This window comes from Lachnoanaerobaculum sp. ICM7 (genome assembly GCF_000287675.1).
Lineage (GTDB): Bacteria > Bacillota > Clostridia > Lachnospirales > Lachnospiraceae > Lachnoanaerobaculum.
This window is the reverse complement of the sequence record NZ_ALJL01000028.1, coordinates 116,201-137,012: the sequence shown is the minus strand read 5'-3', so window position 1 is coordinate 137,012 and position 20,812 is coordinate 116,201. Positions and strand designations below refer to the sequence as shown.

Genomic DNA, 20,812 nt, shown 5'->3' with positions numbered 1-20,812 from the left:
CCCAATCATCAATGAGCTTTTCCCTTTGAGATAACCAACAATTTGTGACACACTGTATTTTGGTGGTATCTCTACAAGCATATGTATATGATCAGGACAACATTCTGCTTCGATTGTATGTATTCCTTTTCTTTCACAAAGGAGTCTTAATATTTTTCCTATGTCGACTCTTATCTTTCCAAAAATTAGTTTTATGTCTAACTTTTGGGGTGCACTTCATTTTTAAGAACTTTTTTTGAACTGTTGCAGGATTACGTCCCTCCCTCTGTGCTAAATCCCTTATAGGTGGCATCCGTTGTCCCGGAACATAGTCTCCTCTTAAAATAGTCGCTCTTAACACTGATGCAATTTGTAAATATGGATATATTTTCATTCGTTTTTACTTTTCCGCCCTCGTAAAAATTTCCAATATGCAGAGTATGGAATAACTGTAGCGAACAGAAGATAATATTTTCCAGCAAATATATCAGTGGTTCCTCTTGCATTGAAATGAACAGGAATTTTCTCCGGAAGAAATATGCAAACAATAAATATTACAAACATTATTCCTATCAGAACTAATAAATCTTTCAAAAATCTTTTTTTCATAGAACATTTCCTCCTTAAACTAAAAAATTTAATATACAAGTTTTTATATAAACGCCACCCGCAATAACGAGCAAAATAAGTGCTACTCCCAATAATGTAGGTACTATAGGAAAATGCAAAAACCAATGTAAAAGAATTGGTATAACTAATACAGTCATTCCAATAATTGAAGACACAATTACAGGCATACTCTGTTTTACTATCATCATCTCACTTTCCCATTCAAAGTTAGGGAATTTTTTATTCAAAGAAATTCCAATCACTGTTATAAAAATGGAATAACAAATAGGGACAATTATTAAGCTGACAGTTTGAATAATATCCATATCAAGCTTTACCAAAACTATAAACACAGAAATAATATATCCGATTAAATGAAGCGTAAGATTTACTGCAATCTTAGAATTCAAAATCGTTTTTACTCGAATAGGAGAACTTTGCAAAATCCAAACATTTTTACCTTCTAAAGATATAGAAAACGCTGCCGGACAACTAAGTACAAACATTGAAGCAATACATATTGGAGCAAAATTTGAAAGATATTCATTAATATTTTCGATTCCCGAATATTCCCCTATTTGTTGTAAAGAGTTAAACAGGAAAAATATACTGAAAACACATAAACATATTACACCAAAACCTGCATTCAACACTGCCATATATGAGTTTAGAAATAGTCCCATTTCCTTTTTATATAGGGCAAAAAATACCGATGTTCTACTATTAGAATTTTTGTTGTCGGAATATCTTGTTGTTGTTTTAGCAAGAGTATTAAGTAATCCATACTTCAATGAAACCATTTTGGCAAATATATAAAAAAATACTATTGAGAGAACAATAAATAACCCTACTCCAATGTGCATTGGAAAATTATAGTATTCCATAAATAGCTTAGATAGTGGGTACAATCCTGTAATTTGCTTAGAAAGCATAATCCCGATACTATTTTCATTACCTGATTTCATGGCTGACACTGCAATATATCCAATTATCCCTATCATTGCAAATGAAAAGATTAAAGCAATAACATTTTTTCTCTTAAAGAAAGATGAAGCAACAACTATAATGATTCCCATACATGCTGCTATACACATCGGTATCAACGGAACAAAAATCATGGAGGTAAAATACAATATAATCTGTAATACATTTAAACTTCCGTTTAACACCCAAACAATTCCTCCCGGAAGCATAAACATCAATCCTATTAAAAAATTCAATAAATACATAAACATAAACTTGCTGCTCATAATATCCGAACTTTTTACAGGCAACGACAAAAGATTTTCCATATCACGACTGCCAAATAAAATCCCATTTGAATAAAATATTGTCAAAAATAATATTGCAAAGCTTGATACCGACACCATATATTCCGGTATCAATTCCTGCTGTCCCACTTGTACCAATGTTTTAGCTGTTATGATATTATAAACAAAGAAAAATATGGCAAGAGTTATTATTCCAAAACTTGTAATAACAATCGAACTTTGTTTTTTATTCCCCGGCTCTTTCATTTCGTTGATTGGAAAGAAATTCATTAATTGTGCTCTAATTAATATCCAAATTTTGCTCATTATCCTGCACCTCCATGAAAAAAGTTTCCAAAGATTTATTGCCTTTGACTTCTTCTGTATTTCCGCTCGCAATTAACTTTCCATTTTTTATAATTGCAATTTTATTACATAATTTTTCTGCAACATCCAATACATGTGTTGAAAAGAAAATAGCTCCTCCATCTGATACGCATTCGTGCATTATTTTCTTTAGTAGAAAAGTTGCTTTCGGATCAAGTCCAACAAAAGGTTCATCTAAAATTAGTAACTTTGGAGAATGCACCAGTGCAGAAATAATCGCCGTTCTTTGCTTCATACCATGTGAATACGAAGATATCATTCCCGAAAGATGTTTAGTCATTTCAAATAAATCGCCGTATCTCTGAATTCTTTCTCTGCGTATCTCAGTAGAAACTTCAAATAAATCTGCAATAAAATTAATATACTGAAATCCTGTCAGATGTTCATATAAATCCGGATTATCCGGAATGTATGCCATCATTTTTTTACAAATAACAGGCTCCCCTTTAATGGAATGCCCATCAATCGTTATACTTCCATTCTCAAAATCATGAATTCCAACTACCGCCTTTATCGTTGTAGTTTTTCCGGCTCCATTTGCACCAATGAATCCATAAATATCTCCGGGCTGTACTGAAATTGATAAATTTTCAACAGCTTTTTTATTCCCATAGAATTTACTAAAATTCTTTATCTCTAACATAATTTCTATCTCCATTGACATTTTGTCAGTTATTCTTTGAAATAATACCGATAGCTTGCGTAGCAGTAGCTATCGGCATATTATTCTCCTTGCAAACATTCTTTTCTATTTTTAAGTACTAAAGATTTTTTTCGTATTTAAGCTTTGTTCAAGTATTATCTTAAATGCGTTTAAATAGTCACTAATAGGTTCTTTTTTCGAATCTCTTATACTTATGTTATTTGAAACAAAAACATAAGCTGTCATAAGAAATTCTGCTGTTTCTAATGGATATTTTACAGAAAAAACTTTTTCTGCTATTCCTTGACTTATAATTTTTTCAAAATATATTGTAAGTTTCTCAACAAGCTTATGGGATAACTTATCTAGCATATATTGATTTTCTTCAAGATCAACTGTCTTTTGTAGCACTGTACCCTCTGCTGAAACATTTTCCGAAGATATAATTGTGACATCTATAAATGATCTGATTTTTTCTATGGCAGTTTTATCTTCATCATAAACAATACTATAAATATCTTTCAGTAGTCTATCTGAATATTGTTCTACAAGACAATATAAGATATCCTCTTTATTCTTAAAATGATAATATAACAACCCTCTTGATATATTTACTTTATCAACTATATCCTGTGTTGTTGTATTGGTATATCCTTTCTCCATAAAGAGTATCATTGCAGCATCCATAATCTCTGCACGTCGTATTTCAGGTTCTTTTACATCTCTCATTTTATACCTCCTATTTAGAGGGTATCACACAACTGACAATTTGTCAATTATTTTCTCATTTCTCTTGAATTTTATGGTATAATATATTTACAATTTTAGAGAAATGCTTAATGCTTGCTTGACTTTTGTAGCAAGCACAGTAAGTGTACGGACACTTACAAAAAAATTGATGAATCAGCCCTTTGGGATCTGCATTCCCAATTATTAATCTAAAATTTGTATTCCATAGAATTTGCAAATTTTACTAACATAAGCATAACCGGAACTTCAACCAATACACCAACTACAGTTGCCAGCGTTGCCCCAGAGGACAACCCAAAAAGTGAAATTGCTACTGCTACTGCCAATTCAAAGAAATTAGATGCTCCTATCATACCACAAGGTGCAGCTATAGAATATGGTAATTTAGCGTAATACGCCATAACAAAAGTTATCCCAAAAATAAATAAAGTCTACAAAACAAGTGGTATTGCTATTAAGAAAATATTTAATGGTTGATTGATAATTTTCTCACCTTGGAATGAAAAAATGATGATCAATGTAAGCAAAAGTCCTGCTATAGTATATTTATCAAATCATTACTTGCTACTTGTACTAGAGTATATGCACTATCACCTTTGGTTAATTTACTCCATACAAAAACCATTGCGGTACATGGAGCCGCACCCAACAATACCGCTCCTGCTAAATACTCCAAAGCTAATTCTTTGCTGATAAAGCCTTTATAAATAATAAAGAAAAATAAACTTGCAATTAAATACATAGTAAATGGTTTTATAATCCAGTTAACAAACCACGTTATAAAAAGTCCCTTTGGATTCTTACCTATATCTTTAACACTATTAAAATCAATCTTTAACATCATTGGATAAATCATAATCCAAAGTAAGATGGTCGTTGGAATTGATACATTATTAAACTCTAGTTTCCCCATTCCTTGACTTCTTCTAATAAATCAAGCACCTTTCTTTCAATTTCTTCTATGACTTTTATAAATTCTTCATCTGGCTTTCCTGTTGGATCATCAAGCCCCCAATCAGCCTTTTTATAGTTAAACGGAAGAACCGGACAAACTACATTACACCCCATTGTTATTAGATACTCCACCTCTTGAGTTTTTTATAATCTCTACACATTCATCCGGATTTAGAACCTTACCATAACTTACAACCTTATTATCAATCACAAGTGCAGGGGTAGTCATAACACTCATAGATGCAATAACAGAGAAATCTCTTATATGTTTTATTTCTTCATTAACATCCAGTCTAGTTAAAGCTTCTTTAACATTGTTCTCTAAAGCATTACATTTAGAACATCCTGAGCCTAAAACATAGATTCCTTTTTCTTCAATCTTGCTTTCTCCTTGCTCTGATACTTGATTACAACAAGCTTTTTTCTTAAATAACATTTTTATTCCTCCTTAGATAAATAGATTTTGTAACACATTAAAAATATATCCTACTATTATAATTCCTATAGTGGTTATGGTGATGAACACATATAGAAGCTTTGGTTTAATAGCCTTTCTCAACATAATCATAGATGGCAAGCTTAGTGTAGTTACTCCCATCATAAAGGCTAAAACAGTTCCAAGCATTGCTCCTTTAGAAAGTAGTGCTTCTGCAATTGGTATAGTACCAAAAATATCAGCATACATTGGCACACCTACTAATGTTCCTAAAATCACACCAAATGGATTGTTCCCTCCCAGTACCTTTTCTATTAATACTTCCGGTATCCAGTTGTGAATAATTGCTCCAATTCCAACACCAACCAAGATATATGGAAACACTTTTTTAAAGGTTTCTACTACTGCATTCTTCGCAAATATTACTCTCTCTCTTTTTCCAATTTGTGCAACTTCAAGCTCAATTCCTTTTGGTGAATTCATGATAAAATCTTCAACTTCATTTTCCAGCCCAAGCTTTTCAATTATCATTCCTCCAACAACGGCGATCAAAAGTCCAAATAAAACATAGACTATTGCAACTTTGGCTCCAAATATGGTCATAAGAAGTACCAAAGACCCAAGATCGACCATAGGTGATGAAATTAAAAAACTAAAAGTAACTCCTAATGGAAGTCCGGCTGATGTAAAACCTATAAAGAGTGGAATAGATGAGCAAGAGCAAAATGGCGTAACTGTGCCTAAAAGTGCAGACATAATATTCGCCCAAATCCCCCTAAACTTTGATAATATTTTTTTACTTCGTTCAGGTGGAAAATAACTTTGAATATACGAAATAATAAAAATCAAAGTACATAATAAGATACCGATTTTAATCACGTCATAAATGAAAAATTGTACAGATGCACCCCATTTACCGGTTACATCAATATTTAATAGTTTTAATACATATCCTATTAAATCATTAAGCCACTTCATCCCTAAAATCTGATTTTGAATAAATTTTCCTATCGACAAAATCATTAAATCACCTCCTATACATCAAATATTTTTGATATGTTGTTTGTTTTTTTAGTCATCCAAACTCGGATGACCAGTTTTTATTTTAGATATTCATTTAATAATTGTATGACTTCATCAATTCCATTGTCTTTAATGCTATAATGTGTCCATTTACCATCTTGCCTTGCATTTATTAATCCTGTATCTGTTAATATCTTCATATGATAGGATAATCCGGATTGTGATAAATCAAGTTTGTCTAGGAGTACGCAAGCACATTTTTCTTCATCTTTGATTATATCAATTATTTTTAGTCTTTTAGAATCGCATAAAGCCTTAAATACCTTAGCATTCTCTTCATAATTTTTCATTATTAACCTCATATCAAATATTTTTGATGTATTTATTGTATACCAAATAAAACCGGTTGTCAACATCAAATCAAAAATATTTGATGTATTTTAAAATTTTCAGAAATCATCTATAAATTTATATTTGTGCATAAGTAGCCTTGCTTTCAGCACTTGTCAAATCAAGCTCATCCAGCTTAATTTCAACATCTATATGCTTATCGACATCAAATTTGGACAATAGTGCTACCGCCTCCGCAGTTCGCCGTTTCCGTTCTGTCTGCATGCTTCGCACTTGACAATCACGGACGGCTATTGCATGGGTGGTTTGTAATGCTCTCGCTTCCCTTACGGTCGCGACAGCATAACAACCGCCTCACAATTAACTGTGTTTGGGAACATGTCTACTCCCACGCACTTTTCCATTCTGTAGCCTGCGGCTTCCATTATTTTAAGATCTCGTACAAAAGATGTAGGCTTGCAAGATATGTACACGATTTTCTTTGCACCGAATTCAAGTATCTTTGGCAATGCCTTTGGATGGATGCCGTCTCTTGGCGGGTCAAGTATTATAATATCAGGATTAAATCCCAAGGTATCCACCACCTTTAATACATCCCCGGCTATAAACTCACAGTTATCAAGGCCGTTTTTCTTCGCATTTTCTATGGCGGCTTCAACGGCCTCTTCAACTATCTCCACGCCATAAACTTTTTCAGACTCAGATGCCAGAAGCTGAGCAATAGTACCTGTGCCGGAATACAGATCGAATACAGATTTCCCGGCCGTATCTCCAAGATACTTTCCGGCAACATTGTATAAAACCTCTGCTCCCTTAGAATTGGTCTGGAAGAATGAAAACGGTGTTATCTTAAAATCCAGCCCATTCAATCTTTCTGTAATATAGTCCTTCCCATGTAATAGAGTTGTTCCCTGATTTAGTACCGCATCTGCATATGAGTCATTCTTTGTATGCAAAATTCCTCCGATGCTTCCGTTTAGAATTCCCTTGTCGGTCTCTGATTTTATATAATCTGCCCATTCTTTTATAAGTACTTCTTCCGCAGTTCCAAGTACAGAAGGCTCAGGTAATGAATTTGGATCCTCCACAAAACCGAAACTGCTTGTAGTTACCAAAGACACTAAAATCTCTCCTGTATACTCACTTCTTCTAATAAGCAAATGTCTTAAAAAACCTATATGGCTATTTTTATGAAAGTATGATACTTTTCTCTCCTTAAAAAAGTTTAAAGTAAGTTCAAGTATCTTGGTAAAATCACTGTCCACTATTTTACATTCAAAAACATTCACTATATCATAGTGACTGCCCTTCTTGTGCATGCCCAGTGCCAAATCACCGTCTTTTTGTTCATCACCAAAAGAAAACTCCATCTTATTTCTGTATGCCAGATACTTTGGTGAAGGTATAACTCCCTCCCAATCAAAATCCTTATCTGTTGCACCTTCCATAAGTGCTTTTAATTGTTCATTTTTTAATTTAAGCTGATTTTCATAGCTTAAATTCTGATAAGTACATCCTCCACATACCTCATAATGTATGCAAGGATTTTCATTGTCCTCTAATTGTGATTTTTCAATTATGTTTAATGCTCTTCCTTCAAGCTTCCCTTTTCTTTTTTTGGTAACAGCAAACTCTATAGTTTGACCTAAAATACCTTTCTTTATAAGTACCTTTTCTCCTTCAAGGTCAATATATGAGCTGTCGGGGAAATGGCTTTCTGTAATCTGTCCCTTTAAGATATCGCCTTTTTTCATTATCACCTCACAAAAGATAAGGCGACCTCAAGGGCCGCCATCATATCATGTTATTTCTTATTCTTCTATTTCATCATCAAAGTCATAGTCAAAATCATCATCAAAGTCTTCTTCGAAGTCTTCAAGATAATCAGGTGTGAAGAATTTGTATACCGCAAAAGCAATACCTGCTACAGCAGCGATAGCACCTATAATAGCCAAAACCCAAATAATGGTATTTTTCTTCTTCTCATCTTCTTCTCTCTTTGCCAAAAGACTGTTAAGTCTTGATGCATTAACCAATTCTTCCATTCTAGAACTTAAATTATTAAATTTATCCATAACCATACCTCTCTTCTAAAGATATATTTTGTGTACAAAGTCAGGCAAAAATGCTTAACTACTCAATTAATTGATTTTATCATATTTTAGTCAGATTGGCAAATCCTGCATACATCTTTTTAATTCCAAATTTCTCAAAATTGACCTTTACTTCAAAATCTCTTTCGCCGTCAACTATTTCAAGAACTTTACCCATTCCGAATTTTATATGTTTTACAGTATCACCTACAGAATAATCAAGACTCTGAGCCTTTTCAACTTTAAACTGTTTTCCAAAGCTGAGCGTTTTCTCAAAATTATTATTATTTACCGGGGTTTTTGTCTCCCAAGGCAATGCCCCGCCAAAACTACCGCTTTTTTCTGTATACCTTTTTTCGGTATCAAGAACATGTTTATTTAAAAGTTCTCTTGGAATTTCACTGACAAACCTGGACATCAAAGAATACCTTGTCTCACCATTTACCATTCTTTGCTTTGCCGATGTCAGTATAAGATTTTTCTTTGCTCTTGTTATACCTACATAAGCAAGTCTTCTCTCTTCTTCCAAATCCTCTCTGGAATTTGAACTCATAGCGCTTGGAAACAGACCTTCCTCCATGCCTGCAAGATATACAGTATCAAACTCAAGTCCCTTGGCACCATGTAAAGTCATAAGTGTTATTCTGTCGGCATTTTCATCCATCCTGTCAATATCGGCAACCAAAGATACATCCTCAAGGAAAAGTGAAAGTTCTCCGTCCTCATATTCTCCCGACTTATTTATAAGTTCCTCGATATTTTCTTTTCTGCTCTCACCTTCAATTTCACCCTCATCATAGAGGCTTTCAATATATCCGGTTTCCTCAAGAAGTTCTTCAATCAGATTTGCAATATTTGCCTTCCTTGCTACCTTCTCTCTAAACTCCTCAATCATTGTAATAAAACTCTTAATTTTATCACTTGCCTTACCTACTCCTGCCATTTCGCTTATACTCATGGCATCATAAAGGCTTATATTATTTTCATTGGCATACTCGCTTACCTTTGCAATAGTGGTAGCTCCTATTCCTCTTTTCGGCACATTAATAATTCTAAGTAATGCAATATCGTCATTACCATTGGCAATGGTCTTTAAATAAGCAAGCACATCCTTTATTTCTTTTCTTTGATAGAAGTTTACACCTCCCACAAGTTGATACGGAATGCCAAGAGTTACACAACGTTCCTCCAAAAGTCTGGACTGAGCATTTGTTCTGTAGAGCACAGCAAAGTCTCTGAAATTATCCCTTGCTCTGTCTCTAATATCCTTTATTATATTGTCAGCCTCTTCATTAGCAGTTTGAAATTGGCGAAGCTCTATATTTTCTCCACTATCTCCCTCTGTCCAAAGGCTTTTATCTTTTCTTCCCCTGTTGTTTTTTATGACAGCATTTGCCGCATCAAGTATATTTCCTGTGGAACGATAGTTTTGTTCAAGCTTTATCACCTTTACATTCTCAAACTTGTCTTCAAAACTTAGGATATTTTCAATATTTGCACCTCTAAACTTATATATACTCTGGTCGTCATCACCTACCACACATATATTTCCGTATTTTTGCGCAAGCAAATAAATAAGCCTAAACTGAGCTGTATTGGTATCCTGATACTCATCCACCATTATATATCTGAATCTGTCCTGATAATAATCAAGCACTTCAGGACATTTTTCAAAAAGCTCAACACTTCTGCAAATCAGATCGTCAAAATCCAGGGCATTATTCTTTTTTAGAGCACTTTGATATATCTCATAAAGTCTGGCTACTCCCTTTTCATATGAGTCTATGGCAGACTTCATAAATTCTGCCGGTGACATAAGTTCATTCTTACAACTTGAAATAATATTAAGTACTGCTCTTTCTTTATATACTTTTGTGTTTATATCATTTTCTTTGAAAATCTTTTTCATAAGAGTCTTTTGATCATCACTGTCATATATCGTAAAACTGTTGTCAAAACCAATCTTATCAATAAATCTTCTAAGGAATCTTACACAGCTTGAGTGAAATGTCATTACCCAAACAAAATTTCCCTCTTCACCTATAAGTTTACTGATTCTTTCTTTCATTTCCTTGGCAGCTTTATTTGTAAAGGTGATTGCCATAATATTATAGGGATCTACACGTTTTTCCTCTATCAGATATGCAATCCTATGCATAAGCACACCGGTTTTTCCGGAACCTGCTCCCGCCAAAAGTAAAAGGGGACCTTCTGTAGTAAAAACCGCCTGTTTTTGTTTATCATTTAATTTATCGTATATAGTAGACATAATACCTCTAAAAGTTTTCTTTATTTCATTTTAGACCAAAACATATGTTCTTGCAAGCCTTATAAAAATTCTTCTCTGATCCTTTTATTTATATAATTGAGTACTCTTTTTTTATCTGCACTCCACATCGGCTCAATAAGAAGCTTCTTATCTCCGTCTCCGGTCATTCTATGTATGATTGTACTCTTCGGAAGTATTTTTAAACAATTTATAAGTACCTCGGTATATTCTTCAAGGCTCATTATTTTAAACGGGTGATCTTTGTATTCCTTTGCAAGCCTTGTCCCTCTTAGTATATGAAGTCCATGTATCTTAATACCGTCTATTTTCTTTTTAGCAAGGTACTTAGCTGTGGCATACATATCCTCTGTGGTTTCACCCTGCAACCCAAGAATCATATGTACTATTACTTCAAATTTTCTTTTCTTCAGCTCATCATATGTCTTTTCAAATACATCAAGTGTATATCCTCTGTTAAACGCCTTTGCAGTATTTTCATTTATAGTCTGAAGTCCAAGTTCTATCCAAACAGGCTTTAACTGATTTAAAAGCTCAAGTCCGTCCAACATCTCTTCACTAAAGCAATCAGGCCTTGTAGCAATGGAAAGTGCTACGATCTCATCTCTTTTTACAGCCTGTTCAAATAAGCCAAGTAATCGCTTTGTATCTCCATACGTGTTTGAAAATGATTGAAAATAAGCAATATATTTTCTATCGCATTCCTTTATTGACCCCGGAATCTTCGCTGAAATCAAGTTTTTCGCTTTTTCTATTTGCTCTTTTATATCGTTGGCGCTTACTGCAAACTCTCCCGATCCTTTTTCAGAGCAAAAACTACAGCCACCCACCCCAACCTTTCCGTCACGGTTGGGACAGGTGGCTCCTGTAGTCAGTGCCAATCTGTACACTTTTGTTCCAAATTTTTCTTTACAATAATCTGATATTGTTTTTATCATAATCCCACTTCCCTCCCTCACACAAACAGTCAGTAATCGGTAATAACAGTAATTTATAACAATACACTTGTACACTGTCGGGGCATAACTATAAACAAATGCCTGCCCAAGGCTCCGATATGTGCGCAAACGCAAATTTTTACTCGCCCTGAATATGCTACCGTCTAAAAATATTATTCTATAAGTTCAGTAGTCCAGTTTGTTTCCTGGATTTTATTATCTATAAGTCTGATTTCTTTTGCTGTCTCATCAGCCTCTTTTTGCCAAGACTTAACATCTATCACAGGAACTATCTTTATCTCTGTACTTCTGGCTCTGTCTGTATTGCTGCTTCCCACATACACACTGTCTCTGTAAGCAGATGACTTTACTTGCAAAGCATCCTTTCTTGCAAGCAATTCTGTAATAGACTTTCCGTCAACTTTTGTTTCACAGTTTGTCTTATTGATAGCAGCTATCAAATATTCCAATCTGTTAATGCAAGAATCAAGCTCCTTTTTTAAATCCTTAGGATCTTCTGCAGGCTTTTCTCCTTCCTGCACCAATATATTTCTGTTTAATCTACCCTTCAAATCTTCTATTTTAATATTGAGATCCGCTCTTTCCTGTAATGCTACCGCTAATTTCATATAACTCCTTCCAATATCTATTCTTTCTTTTCTTTAATTTGAATCACTATTGACATCAGTATAAAGCATATACCGACAAAAATCCTCAGACTCATATGTTCTCCAAGGAATATTACTCCAAGTAAAATACTGCTCACCGGCTCTATAGTGCTAAGAAGTGCCGCCGTCTGAGCTCCGCACATAGGTGCTCCGATTTGAAATGTTGCAAGTGCCAATGTGGATATAACAGCCGCCATAAATACACTCATTCCTATAGCTGTTGCATCCATTTGGAATCTGAACTTACCCGATACAAGCATAACTATAGCAATCTCTATTGCAAGTAAAAACGAAAGCCATGCAGACATTTTAATTACAGGTATCTTACCCGCTTTTCCATGTGTCAACACTATAATATATATGGCATATCCTACACCGGAAGCAAGTGCCATAATCATTCCCAAAATATTTATATTTCCGTCAGATTGATAAAACACTCCTATACCTATTGCACAAAACAACAAACATAACAGCTTTATCTTACTTATTTTTTTTCTAAAAATCAATAGCTCAAGTAAAATAACCGCTGCCGGATATGAAAAATGCAATGTTGAAGCCAAACCTGAAGATATATAGCTGTATGATAAAAATAACAATATACACATAATAACTTCGGGAACAGACAAAATAAATATTGATATAAACTCATCCTTAGTTAACCAAATACTTTGTCCAAGCATCATATAAATGGCGGCAAATACCGCTCCACTTATCAAAAATCTAAGCACCAGCAGACTATATGCGTCTCCGCCGTGAGCATATATGATCTTTGCGAAAAAAGGCTGCAGTCCGAAGAAAAATCCGGACAGTAATAAGTATATTTCACCTTTTATACGAATTTTCTTTTCCATAATTCCCCCTCAAATCCAATAATTAATTTTATTATACAATATTGCTTCCGAAAATTCATCTGTAATTATATATCCATTGATTTTCCATCCAGGAAAGCTTCACTCAGTATTTCATCCTCATTATACACCAGTTTAAGTGAGAAAAATTCCTCTCTCTCTTCTAAAAGCTTCAGAAAAATTTTATCACCTTCCCATAAATTTAGATTCAACACCTCTTTTTTATCTATCCATTTTAATACACCTTCATTACATTCTATGGGATCTCCTACTACATTTCTTCCTACAAAAAGGTGCATATACTCTACGACTTCATCTCCTGCTTTTCCATATACAAAAGTAACAATACCTCTAAAATCAAAGTCGTCCAGTTCATATCCCGTCTCTTCTCTTACTTCCCTGATAAGGCAATCCTCAGGACTTTCCATTTCCTCAAAATGTCCGCCAACCCCTATCCACTTATCTTTGTTTATATCATTTTTCTTACTTACTCTGTGAAGCATCAAATATTTATTATCTCGCTCAATATAGCATAGAGTACAAAGCTTAACTTTTCTCATTATTTGTCCTTTCTGTTTCCATTCTTGTCAAATCTTCTTCTAAGTGCTAATTCCGTAGGAATAACCGGCAAAAGCATTGCTACCAACTGAACATAGCATATGATCATTCCGGCAAATCCCACCGTATCTTTATCTTTTCCAATAAAAAAGAATAATACAATTATACTTATTAACCCTACTGCAATACCGAATCTAAACCAGAGCTTACCAAAAAATCTATGTGCATACTCCCATGTTTCCTCATTTCTCATAGACATTACCGTACGGTATCCGAATGCAAACTTACTTCTTGCTATTTTAGGAGGCTTTTTTTCAAAAACACGTCCGTAAATTATCATAACCAAAGGAGTAAGTAAGTTCATTACAAGCATAAAAATCCAAAAATTCATAAGTCAACTTCCTTTTATATATTATAGTTTAATGCACGCAAAACAAAGAAAATAGTCTAAAAATTTTCACTATCCTTCTTCCTTATGCTATAATATTAGCATATATATTTTTATACTTAAAGCTATAATATATTTATTTTTTATGTAATTTTTTAGCTATAAGAATAAAATCCGTAATCATACAAGTGAAAGGAATCAGCTCATGAAGCTTATGCATCTATCCGATTTACACCTTGGAAAACGTATAAATGAATTTTCAATGCTGGAAGACCAGACCTATATCCTCAATAAAATCATTCACATTATAGATGAGGAACAACCAAGCGGTATAATACTTGCCGGTGATATCTATGATAAGCCTATTCCTCCTGCCGAGGCGGTGGAGCTTTTTGATGATTTTCTCTATAAACTGTCACAGAGAGAACTAAATGTTTTTATAATAAGCGGCAATCATGATTCTGCCGAGCGTATTGCATTCGGTTCCAGACTGTTTGATAAAGCAGGTATACATCTGTCTCCGGTTTATAACGGTAATATTTCTCCAATTGAACTTTCTGATGATTTTGGAAAGATAAATATATACATGTTGCCTTTTATAAAGCCTGTTCATGTTAGAAGATATTTTCCGGATGAAGAAATAAATTCATATACAGATGCAATGTCAATCGTAATAAATAATATGCATATAGATACTGATAGTAGAAATATCCTTGTTACACATCAGTTTGTTACAGGCTCTTCAAGAACAGAATCAGAAGATATTTCCGTTGGCGGTAGTGACAATGTAGATGCAAGCATTTTTAAAGACTTTGATTATGTGGCACTTGGACATATTCACCGTTCGCAAAGCTGTGGAAGTGAGTATATAAGATATTGCGGTACACCGCTAAAGTACTCATTCTCTGAAGCAAATGATACCAAGAGTATAACCGTAATTGATATAAAAGAAAAAGGAAATATAAAACTTGATTTCATTCCTCTCACACCGCTTCGTGATATGGTGGAAATAAAAGGTAAATATAATGAAATTATGCTTAAAGATTTTTATGAAGGCAGTACTTTAAGAAATGACTACCTTCATATCACCTTGACTGACGAAAATGATGTACAGGATGTTATAACAAAACTTCGTGTGGTCTACAAAAATATAATGAAGCTTGATTATGACAATCAAAGAACAAGAAACAGTGCCGAGATAAACCTTATCAATGATATGGAATCAAAGTCACCTCTTGAATTGTTTGATATATTCTATGAGTCAAGAAACGGTCAACATTTAAATGATATACAAAAAGATTTTATGAAAAATATTATTGAAGATATTTGGAGGGATAAATAATGAGACCTATAAAATTAACAGTTTCTGCATTTGGACCTTATGCCGGCAAAACGGAATTTGACTTTGACAAGCTTGGTACAGGTGGACTTTATCTTATAACCGGTGATACAGGCGCCGGTAAAACAACTATATTTGATGCTATTACCTATGCTCTTTACGGGGATCCAAGCGGTAATAACAGAGAAGTTTCCATGTTTCGCTCAAAGTATGCAAGCGATGAAACACCTACATTTGTGAAACTTATCTTCAATTATAAGGGAAAGAAATATACCATCAAAAGAAATCCGGAATATGAAAGAGCGGCACAACGAGGATCAGGGCTTACAAAGCAGACTGCATCTGTGGAGCTTATTCTCCCTGATGGAAAACCAATCACCAAAACCAGAGAGATTGATAAGGAAATAAACAATATCATAGGTATTAACAGAGATCAGTTCTGTCAAATAGCAATGATTGCACAGGGAGATTTCCTAAAACTTTTAATAGCACCTACTAAAGACAGAATAGAAATATTCAGACATATCTTTAAAACAAAACTTTATTCTGATTTACAAGGTAGATTAAAGTCAGAAGCAGCCGCTCTTGATAACTCCTGTTCAAAAATAAAGCAAAGTATTTCACAGTATATCTCAGGAATAAGTTGTGATGACTCCTCACTGCTTTATACAGAGGTTACAAAGGCAAAAAACTCTGAATTACCTACAGATGAATGTATTGAGCTTATTGAAAAACTTATATCAGAAGATATCGCAGCTGAAGAAAGGACTGCTGACTCGATATCTGAAATAGAAAAGCAACTTGATGTATTAAAGATAAATATTGAGCGTGGCGAGAATTATCTGAAAGCAAAGTCAGCCTTTGAGCAAAATGAAATAAAGATTTCAAGACTTACTGAAGACAAGCTCTCTTTAACAAAAGCTTTAGAAGACGAACAGAAAAAAACATCACTCCAGGAAAAGCTCACTAAGGATTCTGCCACTATAGAGTCTCAATTGTCTGAGTATGATGAATTAAGCCAAAAAGAATCAGCCTTTAAAAATAATGCTGCAAATATCGAGAAAAACAATGCTCTGCTTATAAAAACAGGAAAAGATATAGAAGATTTAAAAGCTGAAATCGAGCGATTGAGTGAAGAATCAAAAGCTCTGCAAAAATCCGGCGAGCAAAAGATTTTATTTGAAAATCAAAAGTCTGTTTATAAGGATAGCCTCTCAAAGTTGAACACTTTATTAAAGAGCATGGAAAGTCTGATACAAATTGCCGCAGAGTACAAAGATGCTACTGTAATATACGAAAAGAAAAAAGCTATAGCAAACGAGCTTGACCTATCTTTTAAATTGAAAAACAATCTTTATCTTGATGCTCAGGCAGGTCTTTTGGCAGAAACTCTTGTAGATAATATGCCATGCCCTGTATGTGGTTCCCTATCACATCCGAATAAAGCAGTTAAGCCTATAGAAGTACCTAGAAAAGATGAACTGGATGCTCTACAATCCAAGCTTTCAAAGGCGAATGCCGAGGCAAATGATGCCAGCCTTAGAGCCGGAAACTTAAGAGGTATAAAGAACGAAAAGACAGATGCTACAGTGTCCTCTATCAAGGAACTGCTTGGTGATATCGATATGAATAATGCCACCGATATTACAAGGTCAAAAATAACCGAACTTGAAAGTAATATCAAAGTACTTGACCAAAATATCCGGACGGAAGAAAAAAACATTGCCAGAAAAGAAGCTATTGAAGTCAGACTTCCTCAGTCACGTGCAAGGGTAGAAGAATTGCAGAGCGGTATAACTGCTATCAGCAATACAATAAGTACTTTGACATCTGAGAATAACTCACTCAATAATAGAATTATTGATTTAAAGTCAAAACTTGCATTCGCTTCAAAGCTTGAAGCAACCAAGGAAATACAAAAGAATCAGGAAATGATCCTAAAAATTAAAAAAGACATAGATCAGGCTGCAAAGAGATTAAATGAGTGCAGTGAAAATCTGGCTTCAGCCAATGCTACAAAGGATGAGCTTTCAAAGCAGATGGAAAATAAGCAGGAAATTGATCTTGAAGCTGAAAAACAAAAAATGGTTGGTCTTACTGCAAACAAAATTCAGTTTAATAAAAATAAGGAGAATATTCATAGCCGAATAGTAAATAATAAGTCAAATCACGATAATATAAAGCTCAAATCCTCTGAGCTTATAGATATTGAGAAAAAATACACCTGGGTAAAAGCTCTCTCAGATACTGCAAACGGCACTATCACCGGGAAAGATAAGATAATGCTTGAAACCTATATTCAAATGCATTATTTTGACCGAATTATCTCAAGAGCAAACGCCAGACTGATGATAATGACAGACGGTCAATATGATCTGATCCGTAGAGAGGAATCCCTCAGTAAAGTCGGACAAACCGGACTTGATCTTGATGTAATAGACCACTACAACGGTACTACAAGAAGTGTAAAATCACTCTCCGGCGGTGAATCATTTAAGGCTTCTTTAGCTTTAGCACTTGGACTCTCTGATGAAATTCAATCATCTGCCGGCGGTATACAACTTGATACTATGTTTATAGACGAGGGCTTCGGCTCACTTGATGAAGACTCCCTCGCTCAGGCAATGAATGCCCTTGCCTCACTTGCAAGCAACAATAAGCTTATCGGCATCATCTCCCATGTGGGTGAACTCAAGCAAAAAATCGACAAACAAATTATTGTTAAAAAAGATAAGACCGGCGGAAGCAGGGCTGAGATAATAATATAGAAAAATAGGTACTGCAAAATCGTTGTAAATCAGATTTTACAGTACCTTTTTCAGGTCCTATTATAAACTCAGTTTTTAAATTCATCCATCAAATTATACTTTTTGAGTAATTCATTTCTATATTCCTTATTAGTATTGGCTTTAAGTATCTTCTCCAAATCACCTTCCTTTACCAATATTTCATTCAGTTTGCTTATGATATCTGCACCTTTTTCAATTCCTTTTTCAATGCCTTTTTCAATACCCTTTTCAATACCTTTTGCCTCTACTCTATCAAGTACTTCACACATAGTCACGCTCTCCTTTCCGTTTAAATCATTTATAGTTTCCTCAAATCTTTTATCGCCTGTCATTGCGGCCATCAACATTAACAATTCTTCTACATGATCAATTACAGTTTTATCAGGTATATAGTCCTTATTCACTCTCATTTGGTACAGATAGTCAGCCAGTATTTTAAAATCACTTTTAAATAAGTCTATCTTTTCCCTATCTAAATAGGCTATCTCAAAAAGATTTATCTTGAAATCATTAACATAAGGTTTTATATTTTCGTCTATGTCAAGTATTTCAAACAGTGTTTTGGGATATTCCCACTTTCTGTCAAATCCAAGATATAATACTAAAGTAATTACAGGATATTTTATTTCATTCCTGTTTTCTCTCCTACTTTGTTTTGCATACTCTGCACCATCATATCCATAGACCCTAAATGGCATTAGCTTATCAGGTCCTGTTTGATTTTCCAATCCAAAAAATGCCATATTCATTTTACTATTATGCCAATATTTTGCAACATCTCTGTCCTGGGTTCTGACTCTTCCATCCACTTTAAGCACACTCATTGGTAAAGCATCAGTAAGGTTACTCTCATCAACTATCATCTCACCGTTAAATAAAAGTACATTTAAAACATCTGCGAATACATCATTATAGTTTTCCAACATTTTTTGAGTTACATCTTTTTCTCTCATGTCTCCTCCCTATTATACCAAAAATTAAAATTACTATCTATTCCATTGGGGATTAATATTGTTTGGTTTTAGAATTTTAAGAAAATTTAGAAATCTAATTCATGTAAGATATATAATATATTATCCTATATATTACCAAAACTCAATATTATTTTATTAAATATTATGAATTAAAATATATAAAAATAGACCGCCACACAAAGTGTAACGGTCTATTCAACTAATCATACTCTATCAATTGTATTTTTTAGACTTCCGCCATCCTCCTTAATGTATCCCCGGTTATCCTGTATGTGGTCCAGTCCGACATCGGTTCGGCACCAAGGGATAGGTAGAAGTCAATGCTTGGCTTATTCCAGTCAAGGCACCACCACTCAAGTCTGCCACAACCTCTCTCCACTGCAATAGATGCCAGTCTCTTTAGTAAAGCCTTTCCATATCCTCTCTCTCTAAACTCAGGCAGTACAAAAAGATCCTCAAGATATATTCCGGCTCTGCCTAAGAATGTAGAAAAGTTGTGAAAGAAAAGTGCAAACCCGACTTCCTTTTCATTCTCCATTGCAAAAATAACTTCCGCTTTCTGCTTATCAAAAATCCATTCTTCCAATGTCTTCTCATCAGCTACCACTTCATCAAGCATTTTCTCATAAAGGGCCAGCTCCTTTATAAAATAAAGTATTAAATTGGTATCTTCTCTTTTTGCGAACCTAAAATTCATATTTCCCCCTTTATAAATTATTCGTTTAACAGTTCCTACAACAGACTAAGTTGTCCCATAAATAAAATTAAATTATTGCTCTCCTACATTCTCCAAAGACATATCAATATCATATATATCATCAATCATAGCCCCACTGTCTGTTTTTGTAATATATACCATTGAAAGACTTGTTAAAGGCTCTACTGAGGTAATTGTTATCTTTGTAAGCACTGCATATGAATTATCCTTATAACCTATATATGCAATCGGCTTATACTCCACTCCTGTTAAGCCTTCTAGTGCCTTATCAAAAGCAACCTTGACCTCTTCATTTTCATCCATATAAGGATTTGCATCATTGTACTCCCAGCCTTCTTTTCCTTCCAAAAGTCTAAGGCTGCCTGTGATCTCAGCATTTCCTTCCAAGCCCTCATATACCTTTAAAATTACATACTCCGGCTTGGCATCCGGTACTACCATTTCCGCTCTGCAAAGATATAAATAATTTGTTCCTGCAACAATCTGCGAACCAAGTACCGCTGCTACATCATATCTGTAGCCATCCAAATCCTCTGTAGCCTTTTCAAAAGCTGACATAGCATTTGCATCATCGATTCCGTCAAAATCATTATTTATTGCCCATCCACCTGTTATAGGTGCAGATTCATTTGTTTCACTTATTTCTTCTGCTTCTTTAATGAGGGTACTTTCCTGTGATGCTGTAGTTGCCTGAGATTCTGTATTATTCGCCTTTGCACCGCAACCCATAATTGAAGCCGCACAGAGCATTCCCAATATAACAGTAAATAATCTTCTCATTTTCTTATCTCCTTAAACAAAATATTACTGTGATTATCTCACTCAATTAT

At 34.3% G+C, this 20,812-nt stretch carries 24 protein-coding genes and 1 pseudogene; 2 read left to right on the top strand and 23 right to left on the bottom strand.

Annotated elements, in window-relative coordinates; genetic code table 11:
- Nucleotides 1-3 precede the first annotated feature (3 nt).
- From tnpA to HMPREF1140_RS10130, 20 genes and pseudogenes are all read right to left on the bottom strand, one after another.
- Nucleotides 4-192, bottom strand: a pseudogene (tnpA, locus tag HMPREF1140_RS13310) (IS200/IS605 family transposase); the annotation flags it as partial.
- Nucleotides 134-373 (bottom strand): GntR family transcriptional regulator, encoded by a 240-nt coding sequence (locus HMPREF1140_RS10215; RefSeq protein ID WP_198007472.1) that lies wholly within the window; start codon nucleotides 371-373, stop codon nucleotides 134-136. The pseudogene tnpA and the gene HMPREF1140_RS10215, both read right to left, overlap by 59 nt.
- Nucleotides 370-588, bottom strand: coding sequence for a DUF1648 domain-containing protein (locus HMPREF1140_RS10210; protein WP_009446402.1), 219 nt, complete (start codon nucleotides 586-588; stop codon nucleotides 370-372). Before HMPREF1140_RS10210 ends, HMPREF1140_RS10215 begins: the two co-directional genes overlap by 4 nt.
- Nucleotides 589-602: 14 nt before the next feature.
- Nucleotides 603-2,165 carry a hypothetical protein gene (locus tag HMPREF1140_RS10205; RefSeq protein ID WP_009663740.1) on the bottom strand — a complete coding sequence of 521 codons (1,563 nt, stop codon included), beginning with the start codon at nucleotides 2,163-2,165 and terminating at the stop codon, nucleotides 603-605.
- Nucleotides 2,140-2,868, bottom strand: coding sequence for an ABC transporter ATP-binding protein (locus HMPREF1140_RS10200; protein ID WP_009663708.1), 729 nt, complete (start codon nucleotides 2,866-2,868; stop codon nucleotides 2,140-2,142). Before HMPREF1140_RS10200 ends, HMPREF1140_RS10205 begins: the two co-directional genes overlap by 26 nt.
- A 111-nt stretch (nucleotides 2,869-2,979) precedes the next feature.
- Nucleotides 2,980-3,597 carry a TetR/AcrR family transcriptional regulator gene (locus HMPREF1140_RS10195; protein ID WP_009446406.1) on the bottom strand — a complete coding sequence of 206 codons (618 nt, stop codon included), beginning with the start codon at nucleotides 3,595-3,597 and terminating at the stop codon, nucleotides 2,980-2,982.
- 209 nt (nucleotides 3,598-3,806) lie between these two features.
- Nucleotides 3,807-4,019, bottom strand: a complete 213-nt coding sequence (locus HMPREF1140_RS14165; protein WP_009663762.1) for an arsenic resistance protein ArsB — start codon at nucleotides 4,017-4,019, stop codon at nucleotides 3,807-3,809.
- A gap of 134 nt (nucleotides 4,020-4,153) precedes the next feature.
- Entirely contained in the window at nucleotides 4,154-4,531 is a 378-nt protein-coding gene (locus HMPREF1140_RS14160; protein WP_330370069.1) for an arsenic resistance protein, read from the bottom strand.
- Complete coding sequence (locus HMPREF1140_RS13880) at nucleotides 4,519-4,686, bottom strand: hypothetical protein (protein ID WP_009663721.1); 168 nt, start codon at nucleotides 4,684-4,686, stop codon at nucleotides 4,519-4,521. Before HMPREF1140_RS13880 ends, HMPREF1140_RS14160 begins: the two co-directional genes overlap by 13 nt.
- Entirely contained in the window at nucleotides 4,676-5,008 is a 333-nt protein-coding gene (locus HMPREF1140_RS10185; protein WP_009663675.1) for a thioredoxin family protein, read from the bottom strand. Before HMPREF1140_RS10185 ends, HMPREF1140_RS13880 begins: the two co-directional genes overlap by 11 nt.
- A gap of 12 nt (nucleotides 5,009-5,020) precedes the next feature.
- Nucleotides 5,021-6,031, bottom strand: a complete 1,011-nt coding sequence (locus tag HMPREF1140_RS10180; RefSeq protein WP_009663779.1) for a permease — start codon at nucleotides 6,029-6,031, stop codon at nucleotides 5,021-5,023.
- Between the two features lie 77 nt (nucleotides 6,032-6,108).
- Entirely contained in the window at nucleotides 6,109-6,381 is a 273-nt protein-coding gene (locus HMPREF1140_RS10175; RefSeq protein ID WP_009663735.1) for an ArsR/SmtB family transcription factor, read from the bottom strand.
- A 327-nt stretch (nucleotides 6,382-6,708) separates the two neighbouring features.
- The gene (locus tag HMPREF1140_RS10165) at nucleotides 6,709-8,136 is read right to left on the bottom strand and encodes a class I SAM-dependent RNA methyltransferase (RefSeq protein ID WP_009663712.1); all 1,428 of its coding nucleotides are present in this window, start codon (nucleotides 8,134-8,136) and stop codon (nucleotides 6,709-6,711) included.
- Nucleotides 8,137-8,193: 57 nt separating this feature from the next.
- Entirely contained in the window at nucleotides 8,194-8,457 is a 264-nt protein-coding gene (locus HMPREF1140_RS10160; protein WP_009663776.1) for a hypothetical protein, read from the bottom strand.
- 79 nt (nucleotides 8,458-8,536) lie between these two features.
- Nucleotides 8,537-10,744, bottom strand: coding sequence for an ATP-dependent helicase (locus tag HMPREF1140_RS10155; protein WP_009663719.1), 2,208 nt, complete (start codon nucleotides 10,742-10,744; stop codon nucleotides 8,537-8,539).
- Nucleotides 10,745-10,803: 59 nt separating this feature from the next.
- Nucleotides 10,804-11,700, bottom strand: coding sequence for a TIGR01212 family radical SAM protein (locus HMPREF1140_RS10150; protein WP_009663664.1), 897 nt, complete (start codon nucleotides 11,698-11,700; stop codon nucleotides 10,804-10,806).
- Between the two features lie 173 nt (nucleotides 11,701-11,873).
- The gene (locus tag HMPREF1140_RS10145; RefSeq protein ID WP_009663698.1) at nucleotides 11,874-12,329 is read right to left on the bottom strand and encodes a DIP1984 family protein; all 456 of its coding nucleotides are present in this window, start codon (nucleotides 12,327-12,329) and stop codon (nucleotides 11,874-11,876) included.
- Nucleotides 12,330-12,346: 17 nt separating this feature from the next.
- Entirely contained in the window at nucleotides 12,347-13,219 is an 873-nt protein-coding gene (locus HMPREF1140_RS10140; RefSeq protein ID WP_009663754.1) for a DMT family transporter, read from the bottom strand.
- Nucleotides 13,220-13,284: 65 nt separating this feature from the next.
- Nucleotides 13,285-13,776 carry an NUDIX hydrolase gene (locus HMPREF1140_RS10135; protein WP_009663706.1) on the bottom strand — a complete coding sequence of 164 codons (492 nt, stop codon included), beginning with the start codon at nucleotides 13,774-13,776 and terminating at the stop codon, nucleotides 13,285-13,287.
- Complete coding sequence (locus tag HMPREF1140_RS10130; RefSeq protein ID WP_009663681.1) at nucleotides 13,776-14,165, bottom strand: SdpI family protein; 390 nt, start codon at nucleotides 14,163-14,165, stop codon at nucleotides 13,776-13,778. The genes HMPREF1140_RS10135 and HMPREF1140_RS10130 overlap by 1 nt, the downstream gene beginning before the upstream one ends.
- Nucleotides 14,166-14,367: 202 nt before the next feature.
- Here HMPREF1140_RS10130 and HMPREF1140_RS10125 point away from each other — a divergent pair, with 202 nt between their 5' ends.
- On the top strand, nucleotides 14,368-15,504 hold the full coding sequence (locus HMPREF1140_RS10125) for an exonuclease SbcCD subunit D (RefSeq protein WP_009663690.1): 1,137 nt from the start codon (nucleotides 14,368-14,370) through the stop codon (nucleotides 15,502-15,504).
- The gene (locus tag HMPREF1140_RS10120; RefSeq protein ID WP_009663663.1) at nucleotides 15,504-18,269 is read left to right on the top strand and encodes an AAA family ATPase; all 2,766 of its coding nucleotides are present in this window, start codon (nucleotides 15,504-15,506) and stop codon (nucleotides 18,267-18,269) included. Before HMPREF1140_RS10125 ends, HMPREF1140_RS10120 begins: the two co-directional genes overlap by 1 nt.
- 68 nt (nucleotides 18,270-18,337) lie before the next feature.
- Here the strand turns inward: HMPREF1140_RS10120 and HMPREF1140_RS10115 are convergent, their stop codons facing one another.
- The 3 genes from HMPREF1140_RS10115 to HMPREF1140_RS10105 all read right to left on the bottom strand — a co-directional run bounded on the left by HMPREF1140_RS10115 (nucleotide 18,338) and on the right by HMPREF1140_RS10105 (nucleotide 20,762).
- Complete coding sequence (locus tag HMPREF1140_RS10115; RefSeq protein ID WP_009663687.1) at nucleotides 18,338-19,243, bottom strand: Rpn family recombination-promoting nuclease/putative transposase; 906 nt, start codon at nucleotides 19,241-19,243, stop codon at nucleotides 18,338-18,340.
- 247 nt (nucleotides 19,244-19,490) lie between these two features.
- Nucleotides 19,491-19,961, bottom strand: coding sequence for a GNAT family N-acetyltransferase (locus HMPREF1140_RS10110; protein WP_009663678.1), 471 nt, complete (start codon nucleotides 19,959-19,961; stop codon nucleotides 19,491-19,493).
- A 72-nt stretch (nucleotides 19,962-20,033) separates the two neighbouring features.
- Nucleotides 20,034-20,762, bottom strand: a complete 729-nt coding sequence (locus HMPREF1140_RS10105) for a hypothetical protein (protein WP_009663707.1) — start codon at nucleotides 20,760-20,762, stop codon at nucleotides 20,034-20,036.
- Between the last annotated feature and the right edge of the window lie 50 nt (nucleotides 20,763-20,812).